The following is a 14,278-nucleotide window of genomic DNA, read 5'->3' as shown; positions in this document are numbered from 1 at the left end:
CCTGGGCGACGCCACAGAACTCGCGGCGCGGCCGCTCTGCTCAAACATGCTGCGGCAAGCTTGACCACGAAGCAGCTGTGTCCTGCGGCACAGCTGCCCGCCCCGGGCTCTGCGCGCCGAGCCATGGGCAAAAGGGGAAGGCGGGAACCGGATACCTGCCCTGCGTAGGCTGTGCCGTTGACGAACTTTATCTCCAAGCCATAAACACCTGATGCTTCGTCACGCTGCTCGCGCTGCGGTTATTCCCCTTCTATACACGCCTGCGGCGCACAGCACACAGGGCCGCATGGCTGCCGTAGGACAGCCATGCTTCGTAGACTGACTTGCCGCGGCTGTTCGAGCGGAGCGCTGTAAGAACGTGTTCAAAGTCTCGCCAGATGTGAGAAGCTCGCAGGATGAGAAAAGGCTACCCCAGCGATATCAAGCGCGAGCAGTTCGAAGTGATCCGGCCAATGCTGGAGAGTGCGCGCAAAAGGACGGCCCCACGCAAGGTGGAGCTTTACGAGGTGTTCTGCGCCGTGCTGTATCTGCTGCGCACGGGCTGCCAGTGGCGAGCGCTGCCCAGCGACTTTCCCAAGTGGCGCACGGTGCATTCGTACTGGGCGATCTGGAGCGAGCCCCGCGAGGAAGGCAGCCTGCTGGAGCAGGCTTTAAAAAAATCAGGTTGGCGCGGCCCGCGAGAAACTGGGGCGCAACGCATGCAGCGCGTTCTTGATTGTGGACGCGCAGAGCGTGAAGAACACGGACACGGCGGGGCTGAAGGGCTATGACGCGGGCAAGAAGGTCTGTGGGATCAAGCGCCACATTGCGGTGGACACGCAGGGGCTGCCACATGCCATTGCGGTGACCACGGCCGAGGTAACGGACCGCAAAGGTGCCCTGCAGGCCCTGCAGCGCTGTAAGCGGACGTTGGGGCGAGTGCAAGGCGTGCTGTGCGACAGCGGCTACGTGGGCCAGCCCTTTGCGCAGGGCGTACAAGAGATTCTGGGCGAGCACGTGACGGTGCAAATCGCCAAGAGGAGCGAGATGCACAGCTTTAAGGTCATGCCCAAGCGCTGGGTAGTGGAGCGCAGCTTCGCCTGGCTGGAGAAGAACAGAAGGTTATGGAAAAACTGCGAGCGTTGGCTCAACACCAGCTTGCAGTTCGTCCATCTGGCGTTCTTGGGGCTCTTGCTCAGGAGACTTTGAACACGCTCTTAGAGCGTGTTCACAATCTCTACGCAGACGCGTTGGAGCGCAATCGGAATGAGTTCGAGCCGATGGGACGCAGCTTGCACCGGGGTGCAAGCAAGAGCCAGCGCGAAGAAGTCGCCCGATTTCGCTTCAACCCGAAGGGCCAGTGCCTTTGCGGGCGGTCTACGGTGTTGCGAATCCTCGCAATAGCACGGCTATTGCTGCGGTATCGCGCCTTGTATCCCATCCCGCAAAGACGCTGGAGCGCCGCGAGGAGATCGTGAACACGCTCTTAGAGTGAATTTGTCAGCGCGCGCTCACTGCGGCTGAAATCCGCTTTTTCGAATAATGGTCTGCCAGGCAGCGGTATAGGCGCGCTCTCGCTGCTGCAACTGTTCGGGCGTCATGGCGCCCACGGTCAATCCCAGCTGCTCCAACTGGCTGCGTATGGCCGGGCGCGCCACGGCTTCGGCCAAGGCCAGGGAAAAGCGCTGGATCCAGGCAGCATGGGTGCCGTGCGGGGCGTAGAAGCCGTAGTAAGGCATGTCTTCCAGGCCGGCCAGGCCCAGCTCACCAAAGGTGGGCGCCTCGGGAAAGGCTTTTTGCCGCTGGCCACCCAACACGGCCAGCACGCGCAGCTTGCCGGTTTTCTGGTATTCGATGAAGTCCTGCACCGAGCCAATGCCGGCTTCGATCTGCCGCCCCATCAGGTCGCCGATCATGGGCGCGCTGCCCTTGTAGGGTGCAGCCACCAGGTCCAACTGGAAATGCTGGGCCAGCTGCTGCACCAGAAACTCGGGGGTGGATGCCGGCGCCGGAATGCCGATGGCGCTGCGTCCCTGGGCCGCCGTGCGCACCCACTGCACATACTCGGAAAAAGTCTTGGCGGGGTGGCTGCCGGGCACGGCCAGGCAGTTCACAAACGAGGCAAAACCACCGGCCGGCACAAAGTCCTTGGCCGGATCGAAACCGGGGTTGCGCACCACCTGCGGCAAGATGGAGATGGTGTGGTCATGCGTCAAAAACACCGTGCTGCCGTCGGGCTGGGCCGCCTTGAGCTGCTGGGCCGCTATCTGGCCACCGGCACCGGGACGGTTTTCCACCATCACCGGCACATCCAGCATGGAGGACAAGGGTTCTTGCAGAAGCCGCGCAATCACATCGCTGCCGCCGCCCGGAGGAAAGCCCACCAGAATGCGCAACGGCTTGCCGCTTTTGGCCCATGCCCGGCCTACCGAGGAGGCCGCCGCCAGCGCCATGCCGGCCTGTGCAGTGCGGGAGAGGAAATGGCGTCGGGTATGGGACATGGTGTGGCGCTCTGACAAAGCACAAAGAAAAAGCGCAGGGCCCACCGGACGCTGCGCTGTGGGGCTGATGCGGGCTTGCCGCTTCAGCAGAAAGCCTGCAAGCAGGGATCAGGCCAGGCGTGCCAGGTGCTTGGCCAGCTGGGCGCGCACCTGGGCCGGTGCCGTGCCGCCCAGGGTGTTGCGGGCATTGAGCGAGCCTTCCAGGCTCAGCGCCTCGAACACATCGGCTTCGATATGGGGGTTGAAGGCCTGCAGCTCGACCAGGGGCAGCTCGGTCAGGTCCACCCCCTTCATGGTGGCCAGCTTCACGGCATGGGCCACGGTTTCGTGGGCATCGCGGAAGGGCAGGCCCTTCTTGACCAGGTAGTCGGCCAGGTCGGTGGCCGTGGCATAGCCCTTGAGTGCGGCAGCGCGCATGGCTTCGGCATTCACGGTGATGCCGCCTTCCTTGGTGCCGGTGGCGGGATTGAGCTGGCCACCGATCATTTCGGCAAAGATGCGCAGCGTGTCCTTCAAGGTGTCCACGGTGTCGAACAGCGGCTCCTTGTCTTCCTGGTTGTCTTTGTTATAGGCCAGGGGCTGGCCCTTCATCAAGGTGATCAGGCCCATCAGATGGCCGACGACGCGGCCGGTCTTGCCACGGGCCAGCTCTGGCACGTCGGGGTTCTTCTTCTGCGGCATGATGGACGAGCCGGTGGTGAAGCGGTCGGCAATTTTGATGAAGCCGAAGTTCTGGCTCATCCAGATGATGAGCTCCTCGGACAGGCGCGAGACATGCACCATGCACAGGCTGGCAGCGGCGGTGAACTCGATGGCAAAGTCACGGTCGCTCACGCCATCCAGGCTGTTCTGGCACACGCCATCCATGCCCAGGGTCTTGGCCACGCGCTCGCGGTCCAGCGGGTAGGTGGTGCCGGCCAGGGCCGCCGAGCCCAGGGGCAGCACGTTGACGCGGCGGCGCACGTCCTGCATGCGCTCGGCATCGCGCTTGAACATTTCCACATAGGCCAGCATGTGGTGGCCAAAGCTCACCGGCTGGGCCACCTGCAAGTGGGTGAAGCCGGGCAGTATCACTTCGACGTTCTTGCCCGCCACATCCACCAGGGACAGCTGCAACTCCTTGAGCAGGCCGGCGATCAAATCGATCTCATCGCGCAGCCACAGGCGCACATCGGTGGCCACCTGGTCGTTGCGGCTGCGGCCGGTGTGCAGGCGCTTGCCGGCATCGCCCACCAGGGCGGTCAAGCGTGCCTCAATATTCAGGTGCACGTCTTCCAGGTCCAGCTTCCATTCGAACTGGCCGGCTTCGATTTCCGACTGGATCTGGGCCATGCCTTTTTGAATGGCTGCGTAGTCGTCCTGGCCAATCACGCCCTGAGCGGCCAGCATCTCGGCATGGGCCAGGCTGCCGGTGATGTCCGCCTTCCACATGCGCTGGTCAAAAAACACGCTGGAGGTGAAGCGCTTGACCAGATCGCTCATGGGCTCGGAGAACAGGGCAGACCACGCTTGCGCCTTGGTATCGAGCTGGTTGTGAGAGGGCTGCGCGGTGGTGTTGGAGGACATAAGCGGGGACAGGGTTTCCGGTAGTTCAAGCACCCGGAGCCCCGGATGCAGCGATGCAAAAGCCCTCAATTTTATCGAGCCCCACCGCGGCCCGCTGATTCCGCCCTATCGGCCCCCTGCGCAGCACCACTACACAGGGCTTTGCAAGGACAGCTGCACAGCGCCTGAAGACGAAACGCCTTGCATGCCGCCCAACCGAAATCACGCCCATTCACGGCGGCACCATGCGCAAACACCTGGGGAAAACACCGTGTAGCAGCGTGTAAAAGCCTGCAAATTCATCGAAAACGTCACAGTCACAACAAAACTCATCAGTCACAAATGCATCTTTCTAGTCACCCATACACTTTGTTTCACTCCCGCAGAACAGCGAGAGTTTGCGAAAAGTCAAGGAAAAACTGTCGCAAATGTGCAACCGCCTTGAGCACCGCAGCATGACCGCCAGGCCGGCGTTTCGATCCAGAGAAAAACGCCTGCGCACCGCCACGCTGTCCGTCCCCGAGGCATGACCCACACAGAGATGAAGGGAGATGGAGCTATGCACGTCCTGATCGTTGACAACGAACTCTTGGCCCGTAATCGCTTGCGCGTACTGCTCAGCGACTGCGAAGACCCCAGCGCACCCTTTCTGGTGTCCGAGGCCGCCACTGCAGCACAAGCTCTGGATGTATTACAGCGCACCAAGGACCACCACCCGGTGGACCTGATTTTTCTGGATGTGCAAATGCCGGGCCAGGATGGTTTGCGCTTTGCCCAGACCCTGCGCTCCCTGCCGCGTCCGCCCGCGGTGGTGTTTGTGACCGCCCACGCCATGTACTCGGCCAATGCGTTTGAAGTGGAAGCCGTGGACTACCTGACCAAGCCGGTGCGGCTGGATCGCCTGCAACAGGCCGTGGCCAAGGTGCGTCGGCTCTATGCCATGGAAATGAAATCGCCCAGCTCCATGCCCATGGGCAGTGCCGCTGCGCTGCTGATCCGCGACCGTGGCCGCACCGAGCGCGTGCCGCTGCACCAGGTGATCTATCTCAAGGCAGAACAAAAGTACGTCACCGTGCGCACCGCCACCCGCAGCTATATCTTGGACAACTCGCTGACCGAGCTGGAGGGCCGCTACCCCCAGCAGTTTGTGCGCATCCACCGCAACGCCCTGGTTACCCGCGAACAGATGCGCAGTCTGGAAAAGCACTACACCGAAGACGACGGCGAAGGCTGGGCTCTGCGCATGCATGCCGTGCCCGAGCTGTTGATGGTCTCGCGCCGCCAACTGTCTGCCGTGCGTGCGGTGATGAACCAGCCGCTGGTGCATATCCAGGCCGAGCCCGCATAACCCCACCCAAGCTCACACGCCAAACGCTGGTCATTCGACCAGCGTTTTTTTATGCGCTTGCCCAGCGTGGTCCGCCGTTGCAGCAGCGCTGGTCAGCGGCTTCCATGGGCAAGCCCGCTGACCACCGTCACCAGCACAATGCCTACCGTCAACCAGCCCACCTGGGCCAGGGTCTCGCGGGCCGAGAACTGTTTTTGCAGCTGGGGGATCAGGTCGGACAGGGCCACATAGACAAAGCTGCTGGAGGCAATGGTCAGAAAGAACGGCAGCCAGTCCTGCAGCTGTCCCACCAGGAAATAGCCCGCCAGGCCACCCAGGGCCGTGACGGCGCCAGCCAGCGACACCTTGAGCACGGCCGCGCTGCGGTGGCTGGTCTGGCGCATCACCACCAGATCGCCCATATGGTGCGGTACCTCATGGGCCAGCACCGAAACGGCGGCGATCACACCCAGGCGGATGTCGGCCAGAAAAGCCGATGCAATCAAGATACCGTCACCAAAGCAATGCACGCTGTCGCCCGTCAACAGCGACCACCCGCCACCGCTGCGGTGGGAATGGGCGTGCCCGTGCGTATGCCCATGTGCATGATCGTGGTGGCCATCGTGGGCCTCGGCATGTGCGACCTCCACGGGCGCATGGTGGTGCTCATGGCCGTGGTGCCACAGCTCGGCCTTGGTCAGCAAAAAGAAAAACACCACGCCAATCAACAGCGTCATGAACAAGTCATGGGCTCCGGCTTCGCTCTCGAAGGCCTCCGGCAGCAAATGCATGAAAGCTGTCGCCAGCAGCGCCCCCGCCGCCAGACTGAGCATGCCCTGCTGGGCACTGCCGCGCCCCAGGCCCATGCGCAACAACAGATCCGCCACCCAGACGCTGCCAATACCGGCGGCCAATGTGGCCAAGATGATCGCTACTAAAGTCATAGCTGCTTATGCAGTTGGTAAGCGCTTTAACGCGCTAAAGAAGGTAAATCCAGCAAGGCACGGGGCATGCGGCCCCAGCGGCAGGTCTCCACAAGCTGTGCACCAGGGGCCGCAGACACATACCGCCAACCCTGGTCAGACAAGGGGCAAGAGCTTACACCCGCCGCTCCATGCTGTCCGTGCAGATCGGGCCAGCATTTCCAGGGCCAGGGTTTTGAACCGGTCAAGGCCCAGGCCTTGCCCCAGAACAGGCCGCTTCACACCAGCCAGCGCACCAGTGCCGCGGCCGCGGCACCGAGCACCACCACCAGCAAAAACGGGGCTCGCAGCCACAAGGCCACAGCGGCCACCACCAGGGATGCCAAGCGCGCATCCAGCACCAGGGCCATGCCGCTGGCAAAGGTGTTCATCACCGTCAGGGCCGTCAGCAATGCCACGGTCATACAAGCCGCCACCTGGCCCATGCGCGGGCTTTGCAGCCAGCGCGCAGGCACGGCGTAACCGGCCAGCTTGGTGACAAAGGCCACGGCGCAGGCGGCCAAAATCCAGGGCCACAGCCCGCTATCAACCAGGTTCATGCGGCCTCCTGTGCGGCACTGCGGTGCCAGCAACCCCAGACGGCGCCCACCACCGCAGCCAGCAAGATGGGCAGGCCCGGCGGCAGCAGCGGCACGGCCAAGGCCGTCACCACGCCGCACAGCACGGCCAGCGCCACAGGCTCGCGCTGCTGCAGCCGGGGCCACAGCAGACCCAGAAAGGCGGCCACGGCCGCGCCATCCAGCCCCCATTGGCGCGGGTCCCCCAGGGCATCGCCCAGCCAGGCACCCAGCAATGTGCACAAATTCCACAGCACAAACACACCAATGCCCGCAGTCCAAAAGCCGCGCTGCTGCTCGGCCGCATCCAGCTGGCCTACGGCCGTGGCGGCCGATTCATCAATCGTCAGCTGGGCGCTCAGCCAGCGGCGCCAGCCACGCGGGCCCAGCATGCGGTTCATCTGCATGCCGTAGACCGCATTGCGCACACCCAGCAGGCTGGCGGCCCCCAGCGCTGCAGCCCCCGTGCCGCCACCGGCAATGACGCCAATGAAGGCGAACTGCGAGCCACCGGTGAACATCAGTGCGCTCAAGGCCATGGCCTGCCACAGCTGCAAGCCTGCGGCGACGGCCAGCGCACCAAAGGAAATGCCATACAGCCCGGTGGCCACGGAAATGGACAGGCCCATGCGCACAGCGGGTGTAAGACCCGCTCGCCATCGCGGCGCAAAAGCGGCATCAGAAGATCTCAAAACCATAGCTCCTCATGTGCTCCCCTGCTGCAGGAGCAGCGGTTTGACTGCCTGCATACCCATGGCGGCAGGACAGCAGCCGGCCAAGCCAGCAGCACATGATAAGAGAGCGCAAAGACTCGACGGAAAGGGCTTTCAGGGCACCAGGCTGCCCATGTCCAGCAGCGGGTTGGCGGCGCGTTCCAGCCATTGCTGCAGCGACTGCTCTTGTGTCTGGGTATGGCGCACAAAGCGCTGGGAGTCCGTGGTACTCATGCGCACCGGCTGCTGCTGCAGGGCTGCAATCAAGGCCTGGGTGTCATCGCGCAACAAGATGGCGTTTAAGGCCCGGGCCACCGCCTCCTGCCGGTCTGCCGACATCTCGGAACGGACAAACCAGGCCATCCAGCCCGGTGCAATCGGCGGCAGCTGCCACTGGACAAACGAGGGCACCCTCACCGATGCCGGCAGACCCACCTGTGCCAGCAGCTGTACGCCCTGCCAGTCAATGCGGGCCGCCACCTTGCTGTCCGGGTGTAGGGACGCATCGCTGCAACGCTCCAGCACCAGATCCACCTGCCCGGCCAGCAGGGCATGGATGGCCTGGCGCTGCAGCGCAAAAGATGTGCTCACCCAGGGCAGATCGGTTTTGCGGGCCACTGCCTGCATCCACAGATCAGGCAGACCAAAGCTGTGGGGAACGCCCAGGCGCACCGGGCGGTGCAATGTCCGCAGCCAGCGGTGCAGCGCGGCATAGTCGGGCAGGTGGCGGTCTTTTCCCGCCATCAAGCACCAGGTGCCCTGCAGCACCATTTGCAAAGGCACCCAGTTGCGGGCTCCTGGTGTGTATGCGGGCAAGGCATCCAGCCGGGACTGCCACAGCTGCGACATCAGCAGCACCGTGCGCTCCGGTGGCGCCGCACTGGCGGCCCAGGCAATGCTGGCCAGGCCCTGGCCGTTGCTTTCGCGGTGCAGCACCGCTTTTTCGCCCAGGTAATGCGGCAGCCAATGTGCAAAGTGTTGAACCACGGCATTGGCCGGCATCAGGCGGTCCATAGGCTGCACCAGCAGCAACGGTGGTTTCTCCGTCGCCAGGCTGCAGCCCATGCAGGCAGCGAGCCCTGCGGCAAGCAGTCGGGCTCGCCAACGCGCCAGGGCCCGCCGCACCTGGGACATGGGGTGGCGCGCTGGCCCTGAATACCGCATCTACCGCTTACTCCTGCTGAAAAAATCTGCTAGCAGATGATCTCGCACAGAAGCGGCCCGCGGCATACCGCTCACCACTTTCCCCACAAAGCCAGCAGAACTTCTCCTACAAGACGCCTTTATGGCAGCGCCTGGGGCTCAAAAGCGCATCAATGCGCCTTCTCCCAGTTGGAGCCAAAGCCAATCTCGGCCAGCAGCGGCACATGCAGATCGGCCACACCCGCCATCAGTGCCGGGATTTCGGCTCGCACCCAGTCCTGCTCGGCCACCGGCAGCTCGAACACCAGTTCGTCATGCACCTGCATGATGACCTGGATCTGCGGCCTGTCCGCATCCAGCTTGGCCTGCACGGCCACCATGGCTTTCTTGATCAAATCGGCCGCAGTGCCCTGCATGGGCGCATTGATGGCGGCGCGCTCTGCCGCCTTCTTGCGCGGGCCGCTGCCGCCATTGATCTCGGGCAGGTACAGACGCCGACCAAACACGGTTTCCACATAGCCCTGGTTGTGGGCCAGCTCCACCGTTTCGTCCATATAGCGCTTCACACCGGGGTAGCGCTGGAAGTATTTGTCGATATAGGCGGCCGCGGCCTTGGTTTCAATGCCCAGGTTCTTGGCCAGGCCAAAGCTGCTCATGCCGTAAATCAGGCCGAAGTTGATGACCTTGGCGTAACGGCGCTGCTCGCTGCTGACCTGGTCCACAGCCACGCCAAACACCTCGGCCGCCGTGGCGCGGTGCACGTCCTGGCCGTTCTTGAAGGCGTTGAGCAAGGCCTCGTCACCCGAGAGATGGGCCATGATGCGCAGCTCGATCTGCGAGTAGTCGGCGCTGGCAATCAGCTTGCCCTCGGGCGCCACGAAGGCCTCGCGCACGCGCCGGCCCTCGGGGGTGCGCACCGGAATGTTTTGCAGATTGGGGTCGTTGCTGGACAAACGCCCGGTCACGGCCACGGCCTGGGCGTAGTGGGTGTGCACGCGGCCATCCTTGGGCGAGGCCATCTGCGCCAGCTTGTCGGTATAGGTGCCCTTGAGCTTGGACAGGCTGCGGTGCTCCAGCAGCTTGGCGGGCAGGGGGTAGTCCTCGGCCAGCTTTTCCAGCACTTCCTCGTCGGTGCTGCGCGCGCCGGTGGCAGTCTTCTTCACCACGGGCATGTTCAGCTTGTCGAAAAAGATCTCACCCAACTGCTTGGGGCTTGCGAGGTTGAAGGGCTGGCCGGCGATCTCATAAGCCTCTTCCTCCAGCTTCAAGATGCGCGCACCCAGGTCGTTGCTCTGGCGCGCCAACTCGCCGGCATCGATGCGCACGCCGTTGCGCTCCATGCGGAACAGGGCTTCGCTGGTCTGGATTTCCAGCTCGTAGATATGCAGCAGGCCAGCATTGGCCTGGATCTGCGGCCACAGCACGCCGTGCACGTCCAGGGTCTGGTCCGAGTCCTCACAGCTGTAGGCCGCTGCCTGGTCCACCGCCACCTGCGCAAAAGGAATCTGCCCCTTGCCCTTGCCGCACAGGTCTTCATAGCTGATGCCGGTGCGGTTCACATGGCGCAGCGCAAGGCTGGTCAGATTGTGCGGACGGTGCACTTCCAGCACATAGGACTGCAGCATGGTGTCATGGGCATAGCCGCGCACGGTGATGCCGTGGTTGGCAAACACATGCTGGTCGTATTTGACATGCTGGCCCAGCTTTTTCCGGGAGCCATCTTCCAGCCAGGGCTTGAGCTTGGCCAGCACCCAGTCCATGGGCAGTTGCTCGGGCACGTCCATGCCCTCGTGGCGCAGCGGAATGTAAGCGGCCTCCCCCACCTGCACGCTGAGCGAGATGCCCACGATCTGCGCCTGCATTTCGTCCAGCGAATCGGTTTCGGTATCGATGGCCGTGAGCGCGGCCGTCTGGATCTTGGCTAGCCATTCCTCCAGTTGGGCCTCGGTCAGGATGGTGGTGTAAACCACATCACGTTGCTGGGCCTGCACGGCCACTTCGGTGGCTGCGGCGTCGTCAGCGTCAAACAGCCCGCCCTGGTCGGTCGCAGGCGCTTTCTTGGCCGGCGCTGCTTCGGCAGCAGCAGCCCCCATGGCCCGCGCCAGGCCCTTGAAGCCGTATTTTTCATAGAAAGGCACCAGGGCAGCGCTGTCCGGTGCGGCCAGCGTGATGTCATCCAGCTGCGGCAGGCCGGCGATATGGCCGGCCAGATCGCAGTCGGTCTTCATGGTCACCAACTGGCGGCTCAGCGCCAGTTGGCCGCTGGCGATGGCATCGCGCAGGTTTTGGCCTGCAACGCCCTTGATGTCTGCGGCATGCGCTATCAAATTGTCTAGCGTGCCATGCTCCTCCAGCCATTTGGCGGCGGTCTTGGGGCCGACCTTGCTCACCCCGGGCACGTTGTCCACGGTGTCGCCCACCAGGGCCTGGTAGTCGATCATCAGCGCGGGCGGCACGCCGAACTCGGTCGTCACACCGGCCACGTCGCGCTTTTTGCCATTCATGGTGTCGATGATGGTGACGCGCTCGTTCACCAACTGGCTCAAGTCCTTGTCACCACTGGAAACAATGACATCAATACCCTGGCCCGCGGCCATCTGGGCCAGCGTGGCAATCACGTCGTCCGCCTCCACGCCGGGCACGGCCACCACTTTCCAGCCCAGCAGCCGAACCACTTCGTGGATAGGGGCAATCTGCTCGCGCAGGTCATCGGGCATGGGGGAGCGCGTGGCCTTGTACTCGCTGTACATGCTGTCGCGGAAGGTGGGGCCTGAGGCATCAAATACGCAGACGGCGTAGTCGGCCTGCACGTCCTTGCGCAGGGCCTGCATCATGTTCACCATGCCGCGAATGGCGCCCGTAGCCGGACTGGCCGGGTCGCCGGGAATGGCCCGCAGATCGGGCATGGCGTGGTAGGCGCGGTAGAGGTAGCTGGAACCATCCACCAGCACCAATGTCTTGGAATTGCTCATACCAAGATTGTGCACGCGCCACTACAATCTCACCATGCGCGCACCCCTCCTCTTTTCCATTGCCGTTCTGACCTCCGCTGCGGCGTGGGCACAGCCCTCCAGCGAGCCGGCTTCCAGCACCCCTGCTGCGGTGTCTGCCAGCGGCGATTCCGCGCAGGAAAACAGCACGGCGCCATCGCGCCAGAACCAGCGCATCGAGCGAATCCGCGAGGAAGATGCCGGCAGCCGTGTGGACGAGTTGCGTGTGGGTGGTCAGACGCAAAGCATCAATGTCCAGCCCAAGGCCGGCAATATGCCTGCCTACGAGGTCAAGCCCGGCAATGCCGGCAAGGACGGCATCAACCAGGGCGGCAGCGACGGCACCAATGGCCGCCGCGTCTGGAACCTGAGCTTCTAAGCCTGGATTTCTCCGCCCGCCTCCGGCTTTGCGCCGGCACAGCCCCCGGGGACTGCGCCGGCGCTTTCCATTCCATCCCCACCGTTTTGCATCTTTTGAGCGATGGCTGTTTTTACCGAAGTCTCTGACAAAGAAGCGCGCGAGCTGCTGCGCCGCATCCCCCTGGGCAACCTGACCGAACTGCGCGGCATTCAAGGCGGGATTGAAAACACCAACTACTTCCTGACCACCGACCAGGGCGAGTGGGTGCTGACCCTGTTCGAGCGCCTGACGTTCGAGCAGTTGCCCTTTTACCTCTATCTGATGAAGCACCTGGCGCTGGCCGGCATTCCCGTGCCCGCCCCCCAGGCCGATGCCAAGAGCGGCGACATATTGCACCAGGTGGCCGGCAAGCCCGCGGCCGTGGTGCAAAAGCTCCGTGGCCACAGCCAGCTGCAGCCCCAGGCCGTGCACTGCGCCGCCGTGGGCGACATGCTGGCCCGCATGCACCTGGCCGGGCGCGACTATGACCGCGAGCAACCCAATCTGCGCGGCCTGCCCTGGTGGAACGAGACCGTACCCGTGGTCCTGCCCCATCTGGAGCAGGAAGCAGCCGATCTGCTGCGCAGCGAGCTGGCCTTCCAGAACCATGTGGCTGTCAGCCCCAACTATGCGGCCCTGCCACGCGGCCCCATCCACGCCGACCTGTTCCGCGACAACGTGATGTTCGACGGCGAGGCACTGACCGGCTTCTTTGACTTCTACTTCGCCGGCGTCGACAGCTGGCTGTTCGATCTGGCCGTGTGCCTGAACGACTGGTGCATAGACCATGCCAGCGGCGCCCACGATGCGGCCAAGGCCGGCGCCATGCTGGCCGCCTACCAGGCCGTGCGACCGCTGGAGGCGGCCGAGCGCGAGCTGCTCAACCCCATGCTGCGTGCCGGGGCGCTGCGCTTTTGGGTGTCGCGCCTGTGGGACTTCTACCTCCCGCGCGAAGCTGCGCTGCTGCAGCCCCACGACCCCACCCACTTCGAGCGCGTGCTGCGCCAACGCATAGCCCATCCGCTGTCCCTGTCCGCCCACGCGGCGCACGAAACCGCACTGGCCTAAGAGCGTGTTTACGATCTAAGCCACCCTGTCGGCCTGCTGGTAAAACGCAGCGGCATCGTCCGACCCGCTGCACAGGGTCTTTCAGGCGGCTGGGGTACAGTCCTGCTACCCCAGGCCCCTGCAGCGCGGCCTGCCACTGCGGCGCTGCCACGGCCCCGCCCCTCTCTCGCCTGCCATGAAACTCAATATCGTTCCCGCCGCCACCGGCACCCAGTGGGTCAAGCTGGGTATCCAGACTTTCTGGCGCCATCCCATGGCGCTGTCCGCCCTGTTCCTGCTGTGCATGGCCGCCATGTCCCTGGTCACGCTTTTCCCCCTCATCGGGCCGGCACTGGCGCTGGCCATGCTGCCCACGGCTTCGCTGGTGATGATGGTGGGTGCCGCCGAAACATTGCAGGGCCGCATGCCCACGCCCGCGCTGCTGCTGGTGGCCTTTCACACCGGGCGCCAGCGCCTGCACGCCATGGCCCAGTTGGGCGTTTTCTATGCCGTGGGCTTTTTGCTGGTCATGGGGTTGTCGGCCCTGATCGATGACGGCCAGTTCGCCCAGGTCTATCTGGGCCAGATCCCTATGACCCCCGAGCTGGCCCAGCAGCCCGAATTCCAGACCGCCATGTGGTGCGCCATGCTGCTGTATCTGCCGCTGTCGCTGCTGTTCTGGCATGCGCCCGGCCTGGTGCACTGGCATGCCATTCCGCCCACCAAGGCCTTGTTCTTCAGCTTTGTGGCCTGCTGGCGCAATCTGGGCGCCTTTGTGGTGTTCTTCCTGTCCTGGGTGGGCGTGTTCATCGTCGCCGGCCTGGTGCTGGCCCTTCTCACGGCCTTGCTGTCCACCCTGGTGGGCAATATGGCGGCCGGTCTGATGGTGGCCGCCGCCATGGTGTTGGCGGCCATGTTCTTCACCTCGGTGGTGTTCACCTTCCGTGACTGCTTCTCCGCCCCCGATGGGGATGACGAACTGGAGGCAGACGATGTGACCTACAACGACCCGCACCAAAACCCGTGACACGCCAATAGATACAGGCGTTTTCAGCTATCAAAAAAGCGATCCCTTGGGATCGCTTTTTTTGTG

General features: G+C 63.8%; 12 protein-coding genes. 5 read left to right on the top strand and 7 right to left on the bottom strand.

Annotated elements, in window-relative coordinates:
- Nucleotides 1-395: 395 nt before the first annotated feature.
- A protein-coding gene (locus ACA027_RS18650; protein WP_370678786.1) for an IS5 family transposase occupies nt 396-1,188 on the top strand; the annotation gives its coding sequence in 2 pieces (ribosomal slippage) (nt 396-655 and nt 654-1,188; 795 coding nt in all).
- A gap of 302 nt (nt 1,189-1,490) precedes the next feature.
- Here ACA027_RS18650 and ACA027_RS18645 read toward each other — a convergent pair.
- Both ACA027_RS18645 and argH read right to left on the bottom strand, forming a co-directional pair.
- Nucleotides 1,491-2,480 carry a Bug family tripartite tricarboxylate transporter substrate binding protein gene (locus ACA027_RS18645; protein ID WP_370679682.1) on the bottom strand — a complete coding sequence of 330 codons (990 nt, stop codon included), beginning with the start codon at nt 2,478-2,480 and terminating at the stop codon, nt 1,491-1,493.
- 108 nt (nt 2,481-2,588) lie between these two features.
- A complete protein-coding gene (gene argH, locus ACA027_RS18640; RefSeq protein WP_370679681.1) occupies nt 2,589-4,046 on the bottom strand; it encodes an argininosuccinate lyase in 1,458 nt (485 codons plus the stop codon).
- A gap of 538 nt (nt 4,047-4,584) precedes the next feature.
- Here argH and ACA027_RS18635 point away from each other — a divergent pair.
- The gene (locus ACA027_RS18635; RefSeq protein WP_370679680.1) at nt 4,585-5,373 is read left to right on the top strand and encodes a LytR/AlgR family response regulator transcription factor; all 789 of its coding nucleotides are present in this window, start codon (nt 4,585-4,587) and stop codon (nt 5,371-5,373) included.
- 92 nt (nt 5,374-5,465) lie between these two features.
- Here ACA027_RS18635 and ACA027_RS18630 read toward each other — a convergent pair whose 3' ends face one another.
- The 5 genes from ACA027_RS18630 to polA form a co-directional block, all read right to left on the bottom strand.
- Nucleotides 5,466-6,296 carry a ZIP family metal transporter gene (locus tag ACA027_RS18630; protein ID WP_370679679.1) on the bottom strand — a complete coding sequence of 277 codons (831 nt, stop codon included), beginning with the start codon at nt 6,294-6,296 and terminating at the stop codon, nt 5,466-5,468.
- A 257-nt stretch (nt 6,297-6,553) separates the two neighbouring features.
- Nucleotides 6,554-6,874, bottom strand: a complete 321-nt coding sequence (locus ACA027_RS18625; RefSeq protein ID WP_370679678.1) for an AzlD domain-containing protein — start codon at nt 6,872-6,874, stop codon at nt 6,554-6,556.
- Entirely contained in the window at nt 6,871-7,521 is a 651-nt protein-coding gene (locus ACA027_RS18620) for an AzlC family ABC transporter permease (protein WP_370679677.1), read from the bottom strand. The genes ACA027_RS18625 and ACA027_RS18620 overlap by 4 nt, the downstream gene beginning before the upstream one ends.
- 198 nt (nt 7,522-7,719) lie before the next feature.
- Nucleotides 7,720-8,619 (bottom strand): hypothetical protein, encoded by a 900-nt coding sequence (locus tag ACA027_RS18615; RefSeq protein ID WP_370679676.1) that lies wholly within the window; start codon nt 8,617-8,619, stop codon nt 7,720-7,722.
- 299 nt (nt 8,620-8,918) lie between these two features.
- Nucleotides 8,919-11,720, bottom strand: coding sequence for a DNA polymerase I (gene polA / locus ACA027_RS18610; RefSeq protein WP_370679675.1), 2,802 nt, complete (start codon nt 11,718-11,720; stop codon nt 8,919-8,921).
- Between the two features lie 34 nt (nt 11,721-11,754).
- Between polA and ACA027_RS18605 the strand changes: the two genes are divergently transcribed.
- The 3 genes from ACA027_RS18605 (at nt 11,755) to ACA027_RS18595 (ending at nt 14,212) form a co-directional block, all read left to right on the top strand.
- On the top strand, nt 11,755-12,117 hold the full coding sequence (locus tag ACA027_RS18605) for a hypothetical protein (protein WP_370679674.1): 363 nt from the start codon (nt 11,755-11,757) through the stop codon (nt 12,115-12,117).
- A gap of 102 nt (nt 12,118-12,219) precedes the next feature.
- Nucleotides 12,220-13,206, top strand: coding sequence for a homoserine kinase (locus ACA027_RS18600; protein ID WP_370679673.1), 987 nt, complete (start codon nt 12,220-12,222; stop codon nt 13,204-13,206).
- Between the two features lie 175 nt (nt 13,207-13,381).
- On the top strand, nt 13,382-14,212 hold the full coding sequence (locus tag ACA027_RS18595; RefSeq protein ID WP_370679672.1) for a BPSS1780 family membrane protein: 831 nt from the start codon (nt 13,382-13,384) through the stop codon (nt 14,210-14,212).
- Nucleotides 14,213-14,278: the final 66 nt, after the last annotated feature.

The organism is Comamonas sp. GB3 AK4-5 (genome assembly GCF_041320665.1).
Classification (GTDB): domain Bacteria; phylum Pseudomonadota; class Gammaproteobacteria; order Burkholderiales; family Burkholderiaceae_C; genus Comamonas.
Note: the sequence above shows the minus strand (reverse complement) of the source record. Positions and strands in the feature narration are given on the sequence as shown.